The 15,935-nt window shown below is 66.9% G+C and carries 16 protein-coding genes; 12 read left to right on the top strand and 4 right to left on the bottom strand.

From position 1 onward, the window contains the following. The first annotated feature begins 570 nt into the window (after positions 1 to 570). From LC490_RS02525 to LC490_RS02500, 6 genes are all read left to right on the top strand, one after another. Entirely contained in the window at positions 571 to 1,362 is a 792-nt protein-coding gene (locus tag LC490_RS02525) for an ATP-binding cassette domain-containing protein (protein WP_223619182.1), read from the top strand. Beyond that, positions 1,362 to 2,111: an MlaE family lipid ABC transporter permease subunit gene (locus tag LC490_RS02520; RefSeq protein ID WP_031373842.1), complete on the top strand. Its 750-nt coding sequence runs from the start codon at positions 1,362 to 1,364 to the stop codon at positions 2,109 to 2,111. Before LC490_RS02525 ends, LC490_RS02520 begins: the two co-directional genes overlap by 1 nt. A gap of 206 nt (positions 2,112 to 2,317) precedes the next feature. Next, positions 2,318 to 2,887: an outer membrane lipid asymmetry maintenance protein MlaD gene (gene mlaD / locus LC490_RS02515; RefSeq protein WP_036149641.1), complete on the top strand. Its 570-nt coding sequence runs from the start codon at positions 2,318 to 2,320 to the stop codon at positions 2,885 to 2,887. Beyond that, on the top strand, positions 2,884 to 3,543 hold the full coding sequence (locus tag LC490_RS02510; protein ID WP_031373844.1) for an ABC transporter substrate-binding protein: 660 nt from the start codon (positions 2,884 to 2,886) through the stop codon (positions 3,541 to 3,543). Before mlaD ends, LC490_RS02510 begins: the two co-directional genes overlap by 4 nt. Before the next feature lie 2 nt (positions 3,544 to 3,545). After that, a complete protein-coding gene (locus LC490_RS02505; RefSeq protein WP_031373845.1) occupies positions 3,546 to 3,845 on the top strand; it encodes an STAS domain-containing protein in 300 nt (99 codons plus the stop codon). A gap of 129 nt (positions 3,846 to 3,974) precedes the next feature. Next, positions 3,975 to 5,147, top strand: coding sequence for a VacJ family lipoprotein (locus LC490_RS02500; protein WP_223619181.1), 1,173 nt, complete (start codon positions 3,975 to 3,977; stop codon positions 5,145 to 5,147). A gap of 85 nt (positions 5,148 to 5,232) precedes the next feature. On the opposite strand, the gene rmuC is transcribed toward LC490_RS02500, so the two are convergent. Continuing rightward, positions 5,233 to 6,807: a DNA recombination protein RmuC gene (gene rmuC, locus LC490_RS02495; protein WP_223619180.1), complete on the bottom strand. Its 1,575-nt coding sequence runs from the start codon at positions 6,805 to 6,807 to the stop codon at positions 5,233 to 5,235. 401 nt (positions 6,808 to 7,208) lie between these two features. Here rmuC and LC490_RS02490 point away from each other — a divergent pair, with 401 nt between their 5' ends. Beyond that, positions 7,209 to 7,532 (top strand): hypothetical protein, encoded by a 324-nt coding sequence (locus LC490_RS02490; RefSeq protein WP_031373848.1) that lies wholly within the window; start codon positions 7,209 to 7,211, stop codon positions 7,530 to 7,532. A 372-nt stretch (positions 7,533 to 7,904) separates the two neighbouring features. Here LC490_RS02490 and LC490_RS02485 read toward each other — a convergent pair whose 3' ends face one another. Beyond that, complete coding sequence (locus LC490_RS02485) at positions 7,905 to 8,228, bottom strand: hypothetical protein (protein ID WP_223619179.1); 324 nt, start codon at positions 8,226 to 8,228, stop codon at positions 7,905 to 7,907. Positions 8,229 to 8,645: 417 nt separating this feature from the next. Then, entirely contained in the window at positions 8,646 to 9,815 is a 1,170-nt protein-coding gene (locus LC490_RS02480) for a class I SAM-dependent rRNA methyltransferase (RefSeq protein WP_031373977.1), read from the bottom strand. Positions 9,816 to 9,951: 136 nt separating this feature from the next. Here LC490_RS02480 and LC490_RS02475 point away from each other — a divergent pair, with 136 nt between their 5' ends. The 4 genes from LC490_RS02475 (at position 9,952) to LC490_RS02460 (ending at position 12,568) form a co-directional block, all read left to right on the top strand. Next, positions 9,952 to 10,725 (top strand): rhomboid family intramembrane serine protease, encoded by a 774-nt coding sequence (locus LC490_RS02475; RefSeq protein ID WP_223619178.1) that lies wholly within the window; start codon positions 9,952 to 9,954, stop codon positions 10,723 to 10,725. Between the two features lie 81 nt (positions 10,726 to 10,806). Then, complete coding sequence (locus tag LC490_RS02470) at positions 10,807 to 11,253, top strand: hypothetical protein (RefSeq protein WP_152566402.1); 447 nt, start codon at positions 10,807 to 10,809, stop codon at positions 11,251 to 11,253. A 137-nt stretch (positions 11,254 to 11,390) separates the two neighbouring features. Continuing rightward, positions 11,391 to 11,759 (top strand): hypothetical protein, encoded by a 369-nt coding sequence (locus LC490_RS02465; protein WP_031373979.1) that lies wholly within the window; start codon positions 11,391 to 11,393, stop codon positions 11,757 to 11,759. Then, positions 11,756 to 12,568, top strand: a complete 813-nt coding sequence (locus LC490_RS02460) for a transporter (RefSeq protein WP_223619177.1) — start codon at positions 11,756 to 11,758, stop codon at positions 12,566 to 12,568. The genes LC490_RS02465 and LC490_RS02460 overlap by 4 nt, the downstream gene beginning before the upstream one ends. Here LC490_RS02460 and LC490_RS02455 read toward each other — a convergent pair. Further along, positions 12,530 to 13,444: a hypothetical protein gene (locus LC490_RS02455; RefSeq protein WP_152566403.1), complete on the bottom strand. Its 915-nt coding sequence runs from the start codon at positions 13,442 to 13,444 to the stop codon at positions 12,530 to 12,532. The two genes, LC490_RS02460 and LC490_RS02455, sit on opposite strands and share 39 nt — an antisense overlap. Before the next feature lie 285 nt (positions 13,445 to 13,729). Between LC490_RS02455 and LC490_RS02450 the strand changes: the two genes are divergently transcribed. Beyond that, positions 13,730 to 15,442, top strand: coding sequence for a hypothetical protein (locus LC490_RS02450; RefSeq protein ID WP_223619176.1), 1,713 nt, complete (start codon positions 13,730 to 13,732; stop codon positions 15,440 to 15,442). The last annotated feature ends 493 nt before the right edge of the window (positions 15,443 to 15,935 follow it).

Genomic DNA, 15,935 nt, shown 5'->3' with positions numbered 1-15,935 from the left:
CCGGATGCGCTGCGGCCGGTTGTGGCGTTTGCGGGAACGATTGCGGGCGTGGTGGTCGAAGAGGCGTCGAAGCAAATCCCCCTTGCCCCCCTACTCAAAGGGGGAGGCTTCGGGTCGTTGGCGCTGGGTGCGATGTGAAGCGCGCTTCGGGTGGCGCTCGCCACCGACAACGAATCGATGTGCACATCGTCGCAAGTCCGACCTTCGCCGATGAGTACTCGTTCTGCATGTACCCCGGAACGACTCCCTTCTCGACCGATGCGCAACTCCCAGATCACCTCCCTTCCTTTGAAAAGGGGGGCCAGGGGGGATTTGCCTTTGCCTTTGCCTTTGCTCCTTGCCTCCACACCCCTCGACACACTTAAAACCGTTTTAATCGCCGCCGGCCACCCTGCCTCGACGATGCGACGACGGCCGAACGCTCCGTCCCGCCACCGCCGCGAGCGAAGCCGCCTAACCTGCGACAATGGCCGACGCTCCACCCCGGTTCAGCCTGGCTGGGCCAAGCTGCGCCGTTTTGCAGCCTCGTCCGACCGTCTCATCGCCCTCGTACACGGACAGTCCTACCGCATGACGACCGAACCGCCCATCGTCCGCCTGACCGACCTCCGCCTCGACCGCGGCGGCCGCAGCGTGCTGCGCGGGATCAACCTGTCGGTGCCGCGCGGCAGCATCGTCGCGGTGCTGGGCCCCTCGGGCAGCGGCAAGTCGACCCTGCTGTCGGCCCTGACCGGCGAACTCGCCCCGGCCGCGGGTACGGTCGAGGTGTTCGGCCAGCAGGTGCCGCAGGATCAGCGCGAGCTGCTCGAACTGCGCAAGGGCATCGGCGTGCTGCTGCAGGGCAACGGCCTGCTGACCGACCTGACCGCAGCCGAGAACGTCGCCCTGCCGCTGCGCGCGCACACCCGCCTGCCGAAGGCGCTGATCCAGCGCCTGGTACTGATGAAGCTGCACGCGGTCGGCCTGCACGCCGCCGCCGATGCTTTCCCGCGCGAGCTGTCCGGCGGCATGGCGCGCCGGGTCGCGCTGGCGCGCGCGCTGGCGCTGGACCCGCCGCTGATGATCTACGACGAGCCACTGACCGGGCTGGACCCGATCGCCTCGGGCGTGGTCATGAGCCTGGTGCGCCGCCTCAACGACACCCTCGGCCTGACCAGCATCGTGGTCACCCATCATGTCCACGAGACCCTGCCGGTCGCCGACCACGCCATCGTGATCGCCAACGGCGGGATCGTGTTCTCGGGCACGCCGAGCGAACTCGAACGCAGCCAGGACCCGCTGGTGCGCCAATTCCTGCTCGGCGAACCAGACGGCCCGATCGGCTTCGACGCCGCACCGCGCACCACCACGGAGGCCGCCTGATGCCCTTCATCGCTGCGACCCGCTCGCTGGGCCGCGCCGGCCTGTTCTCGCTGTCGGTGCTGCGCGCGTCCAAGCCGACCCGCGACTTCTTCCGCGAGCTGACCCGTGAAATCTACAAGATAGGCGCACGTTCGCTGCCGATCATTGCTGTTGGCGGCGCGTTCGTAGGCTTATCGGTGACTTTGCTGGGCTATCGCGCGCTCGATACCTACGGCGCCGCCAACCAGGTCAGCGCCATGCTCGGCCTGGGCATGTATCGCGAGCTCGGCCCGGTGCTGACCGCGCTGCTGTTCATCGGCCGCGCCGGCAGCTCGATCGCCGCCGAACTGGGCCTGATGCGCGCGACCGACCAGATCACCGCGCTCGGCCTGATGGCGATCGACCCGATCGCCAAGGCGGTGGCGCCGCGCTTCTGGGCGGCGGTGCTGTGCGTACCGCTGCTGACCGGCTTCTTCTGCAGCCTGGCGATCAGCGCCAGCTATTTCGAGTCGGTGCACGTGATCGGCATCGAATCGGGGATCTTCTGGCAGGTGCTGAAGGACAGCGTCGATTTCTTCGACGACTTCCTGATGGCCTTCGTGAAGTCGGCGGTGTTCGGCGCGACCGCGGCCCTGGTCGCGGCCTATGTCGGCTACCACGCCGAGCCGACCATCGAGGGCACCTCGGTGGCGACGACCCGCGCCGTGGTCAACGCCTCGCTGCTGGTGCTGATGTTCAACTTCGTGATGTCGGCGCTGCTGTTCAAGTAAGTAAGGTAGCCCGGGCCGGATGAGGGCAGGGACGAGGTCGAAGCTGCGCAAGCGCGCCGCCCTCCCCCAACCCCTCTCAGCCTTGCACTCCCTGCGGTCGCCGCCGCTGGGAGAGGGGCCCGAACCCAGGTTTTGTTCGACACGTCGTAGACCAACCGTTACATCGCCGCGCCGAACCGCGCGGGCTTTATCCCCAAGGTGATGCCATGTCCGTCCGCAGTCCCCGCATCGAATTCGCCGTAGGCGCATTCCTGCTGCTCGCCCTGGCTTCGCTGCTGGTGCTGGCGATCGCCTCCACCAACGGCAAGTTCGGCTTCGGCCGCAGCAGCTACGAGATCACCGCGCGCTTCACCACCATCGGCGCGCTGCGCCCGAACGCACCGGTCAAGATCGGCGGCGTGACCGTGGGCCAGGTCGCCGACATCTCGCTCGACCCGGTCAAGTACAGCTCGATCGTGACCCTGGCGATCGACAACCGCTACCGGAACCTGTCGGCCGACACCGCCGCCGGCATCTTTACCAGCGGCCTGCTCGGCGAAAGCTATATCGGCCTGACCCCGGGCGGCGACCCGGACAACCTCAAGCCCGGCGACGAGATCTACCTGACCCAGCCGGCCGTCGACCTGATCCAGCTGGTCGGCAAGTACATGTTCAGCGGCGGTGGCGCACAAGGCGGCAATGCGGCCGGCGATTCGGCCGCCAAGCCCGCCGACGCCGGCGTTCCCGACTATCTCCAGGGCGAAGCCGCCCCCTCCACCGACGAGACCAAGAAATGAAGCGTTCACTGATCTCCATCGTCCTCGCCTCGGCCCTGCTCGCCGGCGCTCCCTCGCTCGCCCTCGCCCAGGTCACCGCGGCGCCGGGCACCGCACCCGCCGCCGGCACGCCGAGCGCGATGGTGCTGGCCAACAGCACCCGCATCCTGTCGACCCTGGAAGCGCGCCGCCCCGAGTTCAGCAAGAACCGCGCCGCGCTCAGCCAGTTCATCTCGACCGAGTTCACCCAGGTGTTCGACCGCGACTACGCCGCGCGCCTGGTCCTGGGCACGCACGGCCGCGGCGCTTCCGATGCCGACGTCGCCGCGTTCGCCGATGCCCTCACCGGCAGCCTGATGCAGCGCTACGGCTCGGCCCTGCTCGACTTCAACACCAAGCTCAAGGTGCGCATCAAGTCCGAGACCCCGTTGCGCGGCGGCGCCATCGTCAAGGTCTCCAGCGAATTCCTGCGCCAGGGCGGCGAGCCGATTCCGGTCGACTACCTGCTGCGCAAGAACGGCGCGCAGTGGAAGGTGTTCGACGTGATGGTCGAAGGCGTGAGCTTCGTACAGACCTTCCGCAATCAGTTCGACACGCCGCTGAACCAGAAGTCGATCGCCCAGGTCGCCAAGGACCTCAAGGCCGGCAAGCTGCAGGCCCAGGCGAGCGGCAACTGAGCATGGACGCAGCGACGGACCGCGACGCCGCCGACGTGCGCAAGGACGGCGAGGCGCTGGTGTTCAGCGGCGCGCTCGACCGCGCCGCGGCGGCGACGCTGTGGTCGCAGGCGCGCGCACTCGTGAGCGGCGTGCGCCGTTTCGACCTGAGTGCGGTGAGTACCGTCGACAGCGCCGGCCTGGCGCTGTTGGCCGAGCTGGCCGCGCAGGTCGAGGGCGTCGAAGTGGTCGGCACGCCGGCCGGGCTGAGCGAATTGCGCGCGGCCTACCGGCTCGACGACGCGCTCGGTTTCGGTCGCTAAGTTCAGGCTCTCGAGTTCCGGTCGCCGATACACAAACTCCGTCGCAGAACTCTCCTGTTGCGGTCGCCAATGCCGACGGATCCGGCCTGGCTGCCCCCACCCGTTGTCCCGGAAGACTAGACTGCAACCATGCGCCCCCACGCACTCTCACTCTCGCTCGGCCTGGCTTTGGCCGCGCTGCATTCCGTACCGGCTTTCGCGCAGGACGCGAACCCGGCCTCCGTTGCCGAAGCGGCCGTCGTAAGCGCCACGGCGCAAACCGACGCTGCGCTCGCGACCGCACCGACCGAAACCCTCGCGCCCGCCGACGCCGCGACGACGACGGTCGACACGACGCAGGCGGCGACCGCCGAGCCCGCGCTCGACTACGCCCTCGCCCAGGTCGAAACGAGCCAGGTCCAACCGGCACAGCCCGATCCGAATGCGCCGGCCGCCGAAGCCGTGCCGCCGCCGGCCACCGCCGCGGTCGAGCCGAGCGCGGCCGACGACCAGCGCACCGAGGCCGAGCGCGATTTCGATGCCCTCTACGGCACCCCGGCGCAGGAATACGACCCGGTCGCCGACCCGACCCTGCCGGCGCCGGCTTCGGTCCCGGGCGCGTTCGACCCGTGGGAGAAGTACAACCGCAAGATGCACCGCTTCAACATGGCGGTGGATCGCGGCGTCGCCCGTCCGCTCGCGCGCGCCTACTCCAAGGTCGTGCCGCGTCCGGTGCGCCTGGGCGTCAGCAACTTCTTCAACAACCTCGGCCAGCCGGTGTCGATCCTCAACGCGCTGCTGCAGGGCAAGCCCAAGCAGGCCGCGCAGGCGCTCGGCCGCTTCGCGCTCAACACCACCCTCGGCATCGGCGGCATCTTCGATCCGGCCAGCGACGCCAAGCTGCCCAACCGCAGCGAAGACTTCGGCCAGACCCTGGGCGTGTGGGGCTGGAAGCGCTCGCGCTATGTCGAGCTGCCGTTCTTCGGCCCGCGCACCGTGCGCGACTCGTTCGGCGCCCTCGGCGATGCCCCGTTGAGCCCCCTGCGCCACGTCGAACGCGACCGCATCCGCATCCCGCTGCAGGGCCTGCAACTGGTCGACGTGCGCGCCCAGTTGCTGCCGCTCGACAGCCTGCGCGACGGCGCCGAGGACGAATACGCCCTGGTCCGCGACTCCTGGACCCAGCGCCGCGACTATCAGATCTTCGGCGACCGTCTCGACAAGAACGGCGACAGCGCCCTGCCGGAATACCTGCAGGACGACAGCAACCCGAGCGTGCCGGCCGATGCGATGCCGGTGATGCCGACCGACGGCGGTCGCTGAGCCGCGCGATCGCCTCGCTGCACCCTGTAACGACGAACGGCCCGGATGCGAATCCGGGCCGTTCTGCTTTAGCGGTATCGCGACCTCAAGCCTGCGGCGCTTCATCCCCGCCGAGCGGCAACAAGCCCGCGGCCCCTTCGATCGGCCGCACGCCCTCTTCGCCGTCTTCCGAGGCAGCGTCCTCGTCGGCCGACAACTCGACCAACTTCGGCGGCAAGGCCTTGTTCGGTTTCACGCCCATGTCCTTCAGCATCTCGGCCTGGCGGATCACACTGCCCTTGTTGCGGCTGAGCTTGTCGCGCGCGGCGTCGAAGCTGTCCTTGGCCTGGCCGATGCGGTCGCCGACTTTCTCCAGGTCGGCGACGAAGGCGCATAACCGGTCGTAGAGCTGCGCACCGCGCTTGGCGATTTCCTGGGCATTGCGGTTCTGCGCTTCCTGCCGCCACAGATGCGCGACGGTGCGCACCACGAACAGCAAGGTCGACGGGCTGACCATCAGCACGTTGCGCTGCCATCCGTCCATGAACAGGTTGCGGTCGTTGGTGACGGCAAGCATGAAGGCCGGCTCGATCGGCACGAACATCAACACGAAATCGAGCGAGCGCAGGCCGTAAAGCTCCTGGTAGCGCTTCTCCGACAGCCCGCGCATGTGCGCGCGCACCGAGTCCAGGTGGCGCTTGAGCGCGCGCGCGCGCTGCTCGTCGTCTTCGCCGCTCGCGTACTCCTCGTACGCGGTCAGCGAGACCTTGGAGTCGATCACCAGATGCCGGTCCTCGGGCAGATGGACGGTGACGTCGGGACGGCGTTCGCCGTCCTCGCTGTTGTGGCTTTCCTGGACGTCGTACTCCTCGCCCTTGCGCAACCCGGCCGACTCCAGCACGCGTTCGAGGATCAACTCGCCCCAGGCGCCCTGCGCCTTGCTCGACCCCTTGAGCGCGCTGGTGAGGTTCTTGGCGTCGTCGCTGAGCGACTGGTTCAAGGCCATGAGCTGACGGACCTGCTCGCCGAGCGCGGTGCGGTCGCGGGTCTCGTTGTCGTAGACGGTCTCGACCTTGCTTTGGAACTCGACCAACTTCTTCTGCAGCGGGTCGAGCAGCAAGCCGAGATGGCTGCGGTTCTGCTCGGTGAAGCGCTTGCTCTTCTCTTCGAGGATGTCGTTGGCGAGGTTCTTGAACTCGGAGGTCAGTTCTTCGCGCACTTCGCGCAATTGGGCGATCTTGGCCTGCGACTGATTGCGCTCGGCGTCGAGCTGGGTCGCCAATTCGGCGGCCTGCACCGACAGACGTTGGGCCTCGGCGGCGTGACGATCGCGCACGCGCTCGGTCTCTTCCAGGTTCGTCCGCGCCACGCGCAGGCTGTCCTGCTCCTTGGCCAACTCGGCGCCGACGCGGCCGATCGACTCGCGCAGCACGCCGCTGTCGCGCACCAACTGATCGCGCAGACTTTCGAGCTCGCCAAGACGCGACTGCAACTCCGGAATGCGCGCAGCGCGCTCCTGCAACTGGGCCCGTTCCTGGTTGGCCGCATTCAACTGCGTGCCCAGCTCCGCGCGCGCCGCCTCCAACGCACGCGCGGCTCCGGCCCGGGCCAGCAGCCAGGCGAGCGCGGCGCCGATCGACAAGGCGAACAGGATGGCAACGAGGGCAGCGGTCAGGGGCATCGGGAAACTCTTGGAGAAGGCCTTGGGGCCAGGCGCCCGGGGTGGGCGGTGTGGAGCAGGCGGGGGAAGCAGGCGATTCGACGCCGCTGGGTTCGGAGCCGGTGGGTCGATACCGATCGCAGCCTGTCCGCGCAGCCGCAGATGGGTGTCTAGTCTAACGGGGTGAGTCTCAGGCCCTGCGATGGCGAGCGGTTAGGCAGCGATGATCGCCTCGGCCGGGGCATCCGCCGATCGCCCATTCGGGTGGAACCGGCGCGAAGGCGAAATGCGCAGGCGGTCGCAGATCGCGCCTGAATCGGGGCGGCCGAGTTCCGTACGGAACCGAACCGCCGCCGGGAACTGTGCCAATCTGGATTCGCCCCGATCGGCTTCGCCGGCCGGCCACCGCAAGGATCGCATGCATGGACCCGCAAGCTCCCCGGCTCTACGCCGACCCGCGCGGCATCTGGCGCGACGATGGCGCCGGCCGTGTCCACGGCATCCGCTGGGCCGATATCGACGGCATCGACGGCTATGCGATCGACGTGGTCGACCGCAAGCTGATCTTCGTCGAGCTGGGCACCGTAAGCGGCGACAGCCTGGAGCTGCGTACCGACTGGCCGGGCTACCGCGAAGTCGCGACCGCGATGAGCGTGCACCTGCCCGGGTTGGACCTGGACGCCCTGAAGCGCCTCGAATTCGCCCTGCCCGACGACCCGCCGGCGGTGTTGTGGTGGCGGGATTGAGGTATTGGCGGCGTGGCGCGCGCTTGAGGGGCACTAGGAATCGCCCCCTGCAGGAGCGATGTGAGTCGCGACCGCGCCCTCTCAATCTCGCGCCGATATCGGCCCTAGCCCCAGGGTAGGAGCGACGCAAGTCGCGACCAAGGGACGCGTAGAGACGACAACGCCGACGTGGCCCATCGAAGCGGCGCACTTTCGCGAGGGTAGGAGCGGCGCAAGCCGCGACCGCGCTGTAACGGTCTCGCGGCGTCTCGTTGCCGCAAGATCAAGATCTAGATCAAACGCCAAAAGCTTCCGCCACTAAAGCGGCGGGTTACTTTCTTTTGTCTAAAGCAACAAAAGAAAGGTAACCAAAGAAAAATGCTTTGTTTTGAATCACAGGCCCGCACGAGCGATGCCGACGCAGGGATTTTTCATACGGGACATCCCTGTCCCGATGAAAAACGGCGCGCATCCCTGCGCGCCGCCCTCCGGGTCTTCTATTGCCTTCGCCAGTGCGCGGCGACGCAGGGCCAGAGCCAGAGCTAAGGGCTTTGGATCAAGATGGCTTCGAGCGATTTTCGTCAGCCGAGATTCGCGGTCGCGGCTCGCGCCGCTCTTACCCAAGAGCGGCCGCGTTGCCGTTGCCGTTGCCGTTGCCGTTGCCGTTGCCGTTGCCGTTGCCGCGATTTTGATCTGCTTTGCCGCTTTGCCGGTCAAGTGGAGACCCGGAGGGCGGCGCACAGGACGTGCGCCGTTTTTCGATAGGACAAGGATGTCCTATCGAAAAATCCCGGCGCCGGCATCGCACTCGTGGCCTGTGCCCTTGCAAGGAGAGCCCTTTTCTTTGGTTACCTTTCTTTTGGGCTTAGCAAAAGAAAGTAACCCGGCCGCGTCAGCGGACGGAAGCTTTGCTATTGATCTTGCTTCATCGCTCTGCGGCAAAAAAGCGCCGCAACGGCGAGCAACGCGGTCGCGACTCGCGTCGCTCCTACCCTGCGGCAGCTCAAAGCTTCGCCCAATGACGGCGGCTAGGCGCCCCCTGCGCGTCCCTTGGTCACGGCTTATGACCGAAGGAAATCCAGTAGCACGCCGCTCCTACAGAGGGAGCGACGCACTACAAACCTGGCAATCGGCTCAGTCCAACACCCGACAGAACACCGCCTTCAGATACCGCGACTCCGGCACCTGCGCCAGCCACGGATGATCGGCGCCCGCGCCGGACACCTTGAGCACCTGCACGGTGCGCCCGGCATAGAACGCGGCGCGGCGCAGCATGTCGAGGAACTGGTCCTCGCTGACCAGACCGGTGCACGAGAAGGTCGCGAACAGGCCGCCGGGCTTGAGCGCGCCCAGTGCCAGCTTGTTCATGTCGAGGTACTTCTTCAGCGCCGGGATCACCTGCTCGCGGTCGCGTGTCATCTTGGCCGGGTCGAGGATCACCACGTCGTAGAGATCGCCGGCGTTCGCGACGTCGCGCAGGTAGGGGAAGATGTCGGCTTGAACGAACTTGACCTGTGCGCCGTTGAGCTTGGCGTTGGCCTTGGCGATGTTGATCACGTCGGCATCGATGTCCACGCCGACCACTTCCTCGGCGCCGCGCACCTTGGCGTACACACCGAAACCGCCGGTGTTGCAGCACAGGTCGAGCACGCGCTTGCCGGCGACCTGCTGCGACAGCCATTCGCGGTTGTCGCGCTGGTCGGCGAAGAAGCCGGTCTTGTGCGCGCCGGCCGGGTCGGCGCGGAACTTGATGCCGTACTCGGTGATCGTCGCCGGCGGCACCGCCTCGGTGCCGCGGAAGTCGAAGCTCTCCTGCTTCTGCACGTGCTCGTCGGCGAAGGCGTAGAAGCGGCAGCCCGGGAACTGCTGGCGCAGCGCGTCGTAGATCCATTCGCGGTGACGGAAGGCGCCGGCGCTGAAGTATTCGACCACCAGCAGATCGCCGTAGCGGTCGACCACCAGGCCGCTGAGGCCGTCGCCTTCGCTGTGGACGACGCGCCAGGCGTCGCTGACCTCGTCGAGCTTGAGCACGTCGCGGCGCAGCGACACGGCCGCGGCGATCTTGCGCGCGAACCAGTCGGCGTCGACTTCGACGTCCGGGTCGTTTTCGAGCATGCGCAGGGCGATGCGCGAGTGGCCGTTGTAGAAGCCGCGGCCGATCCAATCGCCGTCGACGCCGAGCACGTTGACGATCGAGCCCGGCTTGGGGCGCTGGGCCGGCTTGTCGACCAGGCGCTGGAAGATCCAGGGGTGGGTGGATTTCCAGGCGTTCTTGAGGCGTACGGTGGGGAGTTCGTTATTCATCCCGCCATTCTACCGGGGACGGGCCTCCGCCTCGCCCGGCTTGGGCCGCCCGGCCCCGCCGCCATCCCGCTGGCGGGACAAACCGGCCCGACGAACGCGGCTTGTATTCCTTCCGGGCGGTGCCAATCTCGGTGATATGCACCTGCCCACCGAAGCCCCTATCCCCGACACCCCGGCCCAGCGCAAAGCCGACCGCAGCCGGCTGATGCGCGCGCTCAACGCCAGCCTGGCCTTCGTCCTGGTGCTGATCGCGGTGTTCACCGCCCAGGGCCAGTTCGACGTGCGCGCCTTCACCGTCCAGCCGTGGTCGGCCGAGGGCCTGGTCGGCCTGCTGACCGCGCCGCTGCTGCACGGCTCGATCGAGCACCTGGCCGCCAACGCGACCTCGCTGTTGCTGCTCGGCACCCTGGCGGGCGCGGTCTACCCGAAGGCGACCCTGCGCGCGCTGCCGATCCTGTGGCTCGGCGCCGGGCTCGGCGCCTGGCTGCTGGGCGATCCGGGCAGCTATCACCTCGGCGCCAGCGGCCTAACGCATGGCCTGATGTTCCTGGTCCTGACCCTCGGCCTGCTGCGCCGCGACCGCCCCTCGATCGCCGCGGCGATGATCGCCTTCCTGCTCTACGGCGGCATGTTGCTGACCGTGCTGCCGCGCGAGATCGGCGTGTCCTGGCAGGCCCACCTGGGCGGCGCGGTCGCCGGCGTGATCGCGGCCTTCGCGTTCCGCCTGCGCGACCCGCTGCCGCCACGCAAGCGCTACAGCTGGGAAGATGAGGACGAAGAGCTGGTGCCGGCCCACGACGAACTGGAACCGCCGAGCCCGCAACGCGTGCCGGTGTTGTGGAACCGCCCGGTCGATGGCGAACGCGGCGTGGTCTTGGAGTTTCCGGCGCGGCAGAGGCACGAGGAGTAGCCGTACCCCGGCATCGCTTTCACTCAGGTTTATACTGGACTGGCTCTCCGTATTCCGGCTCAAGCCGAGCCCCTTCGAGCGATGCCCTTTCATTACGATCCTAGCGCCGGCATTCCGGTGCCTGAGTACGGGCTTACGATTCCCTGGCGCATCACTCAGCCCGAATTGTTCGACCTGATACCGCGCGATCGATTCGAAGAATGCGTTTACGGTCCATCGGTACTGCGCTTCACCTTGTTCGGCTACACCGCGCCGTTCTGGTTCGACTTCGTCACTCGATCGACGCTGAGCGAAGTGCAACTTTTCCGATGGAAGCCTCGCTGGCGCGCACTCAAGCCGGATTTTCGCGAGAGCGCACAGGCCCTGCGAGGCGCGCTCGGCCCACCCAATCGCCTCGATCAACCCGACGGTCAGCTCTGGCATTTTCCTGCGGTTCGAGTCGAGAACTCGGCCGTCGCCGGGCGCCGTCCCCCTAACCGGCCTCTGCGGGTGTACCGGCACGTGCTATCGGTGCAGTTATGGCCCTAAACCGTTAGCGGCCGGGCCATCGGAGCCGATTCGTTTCGCTCGCGTGCCCCTGCGTCGGCGCGTTAAAGTGACTTGGCATCCATGCAGATGAACCGCACGCTGCCCGATCTTTCCCGCTGCCTCCGGAGCCCTTCGCCATGCGCCGCCGCCTCATCGCATCCGCCATCCTCCTGCTCGCCGCCTCGCCGCTCGTCTATGCCAAGAGCGCCTGCATGATCGAAGGCCAGGTCCTCGGCCAGATCATCAACGAATGCACCGAGACCGACCCGCCGGCCTCTGAAGGCGCGCCCAAGCCGCAATGCAACAGCTCGCTGCCGGGTCTGGCGGAGATCGGCGGCCAGGTCTCGGCGCGGCCGGTCGCGGCCTGTCCCTCGGGCGCGGTCGCGATCTGCGATTCGCCGATGAACGCCAAGGCGCGTATCTACTACTACAAGCGCAACGCCGCGCAGATCGCCGCGATCAAGCAGGCTTGCGAGATGCAGCGCGGTCAGTGGATCAAGCCGTGAGGCCTGCTGCCGCGCTTGCCGCGGCGCACGTGCGGGGGGCCGTCGTCGCCGCAATCGCCGCGACGCTCACTATCGCAACCGCGCCGGCGGCGGCACAAACCTCCGACGCGGCCGAGCCGCCTTCGTTCGACCGGCCCGGCATCTCGTTCTCGACCGACACCCTGCCGCGCGGCGCCTTCGCCTGGGAGCAGGGCTTGCCGGATTTCGAGCGCAACGACGACGGCGGCCGCCGCAGCCGGCTCTACAGCGCCAACACCAATCTGCGCCTGGGCCTGAGCGAGCGGGTCGAGCTGCAACTGGCGACCTCGGCTTACAACCGGCTGAGCGAACGCGACGGCGACGGCCGCCGCTCGCGCCACGGCGCCGGCGACACCGGCCTTGCCGTCAAGGTCGCGCTGCCGTCCTCGCACGGGGCGTTTTCGTGGGCCGTGCTCGGCGCGGTCACCGCCGCCAGCGGCGCGCGCGACTTCAGCAACGGTGCGACCCAATACACCCTCGGCACCACGCTCGGCTACGACTTCAACGAGCGCGTCGCCGGCGCGCTGTACTTCAACCTCGACCGCAGCGACGGCGCCGACACCTGGACCTGGTCGCCGAGCCTGAGCTTCGCGCTCAGCGACCGCACCGCGGTCTATGTCGAAGCCGGTATGTCGCACAGCGATCACGCCTCGACCACCTCGGTCGCGGGCGGCGGGGTCACCTGGATGGCGACCCCGCGCGTGCAGCTCGACGCGTCCTTCGACGTCGGCCTGGACCGCAACAGCCCCGATCTACAGGGAGGTCTTGGGGCGTCGTTCTACTTCGACTGAGCCGCGCAATGCCGCGGCCGTGCCGACGCCGGTGGCGATCGCCGAGGCGTAGTCCGGCGCCTGCGTGTCCGCCGATTCGTAGGTCCACAGGAAGCCGCCGCCGATGCCGTCGCTGGCCCATTGCGCGTACTGCTGCTGGACCTGGTTCGGCGTCGAGTCGGTGGATACGCCGGGAATCACGAAGCTGGCCGGGAAGCCGCTGCCGAGCGTCTGCTGCAGCGCCTGGATCCACTCTTCCGGATCGTTGCCGGCGCCGCCGGAGTAGCACTGCAGGTTGAAGCCGATGACCAGGCCGGGATCGGTCTTCTGCAGTTCGGCCACGCAGCCGACCCAGAACTCGGGGTTGTAGTAGGGGCAGAAGGTGACCTTGAAGCCGGCCTTGCCGAGCATGCGGCTGAAGTCGACGATCAGCTTCTGGCTCTGCATTTCCTCGTCGTCCAGGTCGACGGCCTCGATCGCCGGGAAGGTTTTCTTCAACGCGACCAGGTTCTGGAACAGCGGATTCTTCTCGCCGTTGCCGAACTCGGCGATCAGCTTTTGGATGTTGCCGTAATCGCCGACCCCGCCGCCGCCGATCGACAGCCAGACACGTTCGATGCCGGTCGCGCCCAGGGTCAGCGAGTTGACCAGGGGCACCCATTCCGGCGGACCGACGTACTGGCCGTTGGAGAAGATCTCCAGGTCGTTGTAGTACAGGTCGCCCTTGTACTTGTCCGGCGCCGGCGGCGACTTGTCCTGGTAGTGCACATGCGCCAGGGCCAGGATCGCCGTATTGAAACCGGAAGTCTTGAGTCCCTGGACATAGCCCTTGCCATCGGTCTTGGAGAACAGACCTTCGCAGTAGGCGGCGACGATGGACGTGCGTGCGTTGGACATGATCGACTCCTCGTTGTGGGTGAGCCTCTGGACCAACGCGTGCATGCGCTGCGCTCGGACAGGTTTTCCGCGGCAAATCGCGTCTTTGGGACCGGCTTCGCACTCTTCCGTGCGCGGGCGCGGCAGTCGGCGCAGCGATATGACGATCGCCATCGCCGCACATCGCGTGGACGCTCGACTTTCGCGACCGTCATCGCAGTATCGAAAAGTCTGGGAATGGCCCTAGTTGGCCGCATTCAGCTTGCGGCTCACAGTGCCCGCCTTCCTCTTCGCGAGCGCGTGCGCATGATTCCCTACGACCCGGTTTCCTCACCTTCGGTCACCACCGTCCAGGCGCAGGCGCCGGACCCCAAGCAGGTCGACAGCGCCGCCGACCGCGTCCTAGACGCAGGCGACCGCGATTTCAGGAAGGACAACTACGAAAAGCGCATGGACGTGTTCGCCAAGGAGATCAGCGGCCAGTCGCGCGAGTTCCAGGCCGAGTTGATCAACACCATCCTCGACCGCGACGGCGGCGCGTTCAAGTCGTGGATGCACTCCGACCGCCTCAACTGGATGACCAGCGACGGCGACATTTCGCAGCACGAGAAGAGCGAGGTCTATGCGGCCTTCGCCGAAGGCATCGACCGCGGCCAGATCGACGCCGGCAAGATCGACGCCGGCTTCGTCCGCGGCAGCCAAAACCCGGGCTTGATCGGCCAGTACATGGACGCGCAGAACTTGAACGACAACGGCGGTTTCAGGCGCGCCATGGTCGCCTTCAGCGGCCTGAGCTCCTGCGAGATGCAGACCTTCATCACCAACGACGCGAATCAGGCGCTGATGCAGCGCTTCGAAAAGGCGGTGCAGAGCCATCAGGACTGGTACGAAAGCCTGGTCAACGACTACGTCGCTTCGGGCGGAGGCTATGCGAAGGTCTACGAAGGCGAGGTCGAATTCAGCAAGGAACAGCTCATGGCGATGCGCAGCGCCTTCCTCGCCGACGACGGCCTGCATACCAGCGGCGAATTGTTGCTGGCCTATCCCGATCGGATGGAACGCAACGAACGCGTGACCGAGCAGTATCACGAGCTCTCTACCGGCATGAGCGAGATCCTCGGCAAGGACAACGCCAACTGGGCGACGTTCGCGCAATGGGCCTCCGACGAAATCGGCCGCAACCTCGACGGCACCCTCGGCATCGCCCTCGGCGAAATGGGCGGCAACCCGAAGTACTGGCTGTCGGTCGGCAACACCATGCTGAGCTCGGACATCTCGCCCTCGTTCAAGCACTTCGTCGACACCTTCGGCGGCGGCAAGAACCGCGACATGAGCTTCGAGCAGTTCTGGTCGAGCTTCGAGAACAAATACGCCGGCCGCGAGCTGACCTATACCGACGGCCGCGACACCCAGCTCGACATGAAGAACGCCTTCAAAGCCTATTACGACTCGATGAAGCTCAAGGACGGCGAGGCCGCGATCACCGACCCGGCCCAGCTCGCCGATTCCAAGGACCACCGCGGCGAGTTGATGCTGTACGCGAACAGCCTGATCGGCCTGCAGGAACAGGACATCATCAACAAGGACATCAGCAACGGCATGCGCGGCTTCGGCATCGTCAATCCGGGCGGCTTCGGCGAGCACTGGATCGACCTGCACGTGCCCGACCGCGACGGCAAGGGCGGCCGCGAGATCAACCTCAACCTGGACATGAAGAACTCCGGCAACCGGGTCAACTTCGACTCCGGCCGCGAGTTCGTCACCGCCGACGGCCGCACGATCAAGCTCGCCGACGAAGTACGCACGCGCCTGAACGGCCTCGACGGCAACCCGAACAACGAGGACGAGACCGACATCAAGAACGCCGACACCAATCATTGGGAGAGCTACAGCCAGCGCATGGGCACGATCTACCACCTGTTCGCGAACTCCCAGCGCGACGGCGAACTGTTCCTCGATGCCCGCGACGTGTTCGATTCGCGGGCGAAGGACCTCAACAACAATCCTTGGCGGAGTTGAGGGCCGAGAGAGTCGAATCTCTCGGCCCCTCGACGCTGAGGGAACGAGCACTCCGATACGGCCAACCGCGAACGGCTTGCGGTTGGCTCGGTGATTGAGCGGTGGTCCTCTCTTACTCGACGCCGCTGCGCGCGAAAAGCTAAATCCCCCCTAGCCCCCCTTTGTCAAAGGGGGGAACAGCAACGCTTATCTGTCCGGTGGGAACGACTTGCGGCTGGCGATTCGCGTTCGACATTCGACATTCGACATTCGACATTCGACGGTGGCGGGTGGCGGGTGGCATGACCATAGCCTCCCGAAGAACGCTCCCCGCTCCAGAAGGCCACGCAACCCCAAGCCCCACGCGCACCGATCCCCCTTTGAAAGAGGGGGGTAGGGGGGATTTGCTCTGGCTCTGCTGGCTCTTGCTCTGCCCCGCTCCCCCCACCACAACACCCGACCCCTCACCTTGGCGCCGCCACCCCACGGTGGTAGCGTCGCCAGCGCAGTCCGC

Source organism: Lysobacter sp. ESA13C (assembly GCF_019970005.1).
Taxonomy (GTDB): domain Bacteria; phylum Pseudomonadota; class Gammaproteobacteria; order Xanthomonadales; family Xanthomonadaceae; genus Lysobacter; species Lysobacter antibioticus_B.
This window is presented reverse-complemented; position numbering and strand designations above follow the sequence as displayed.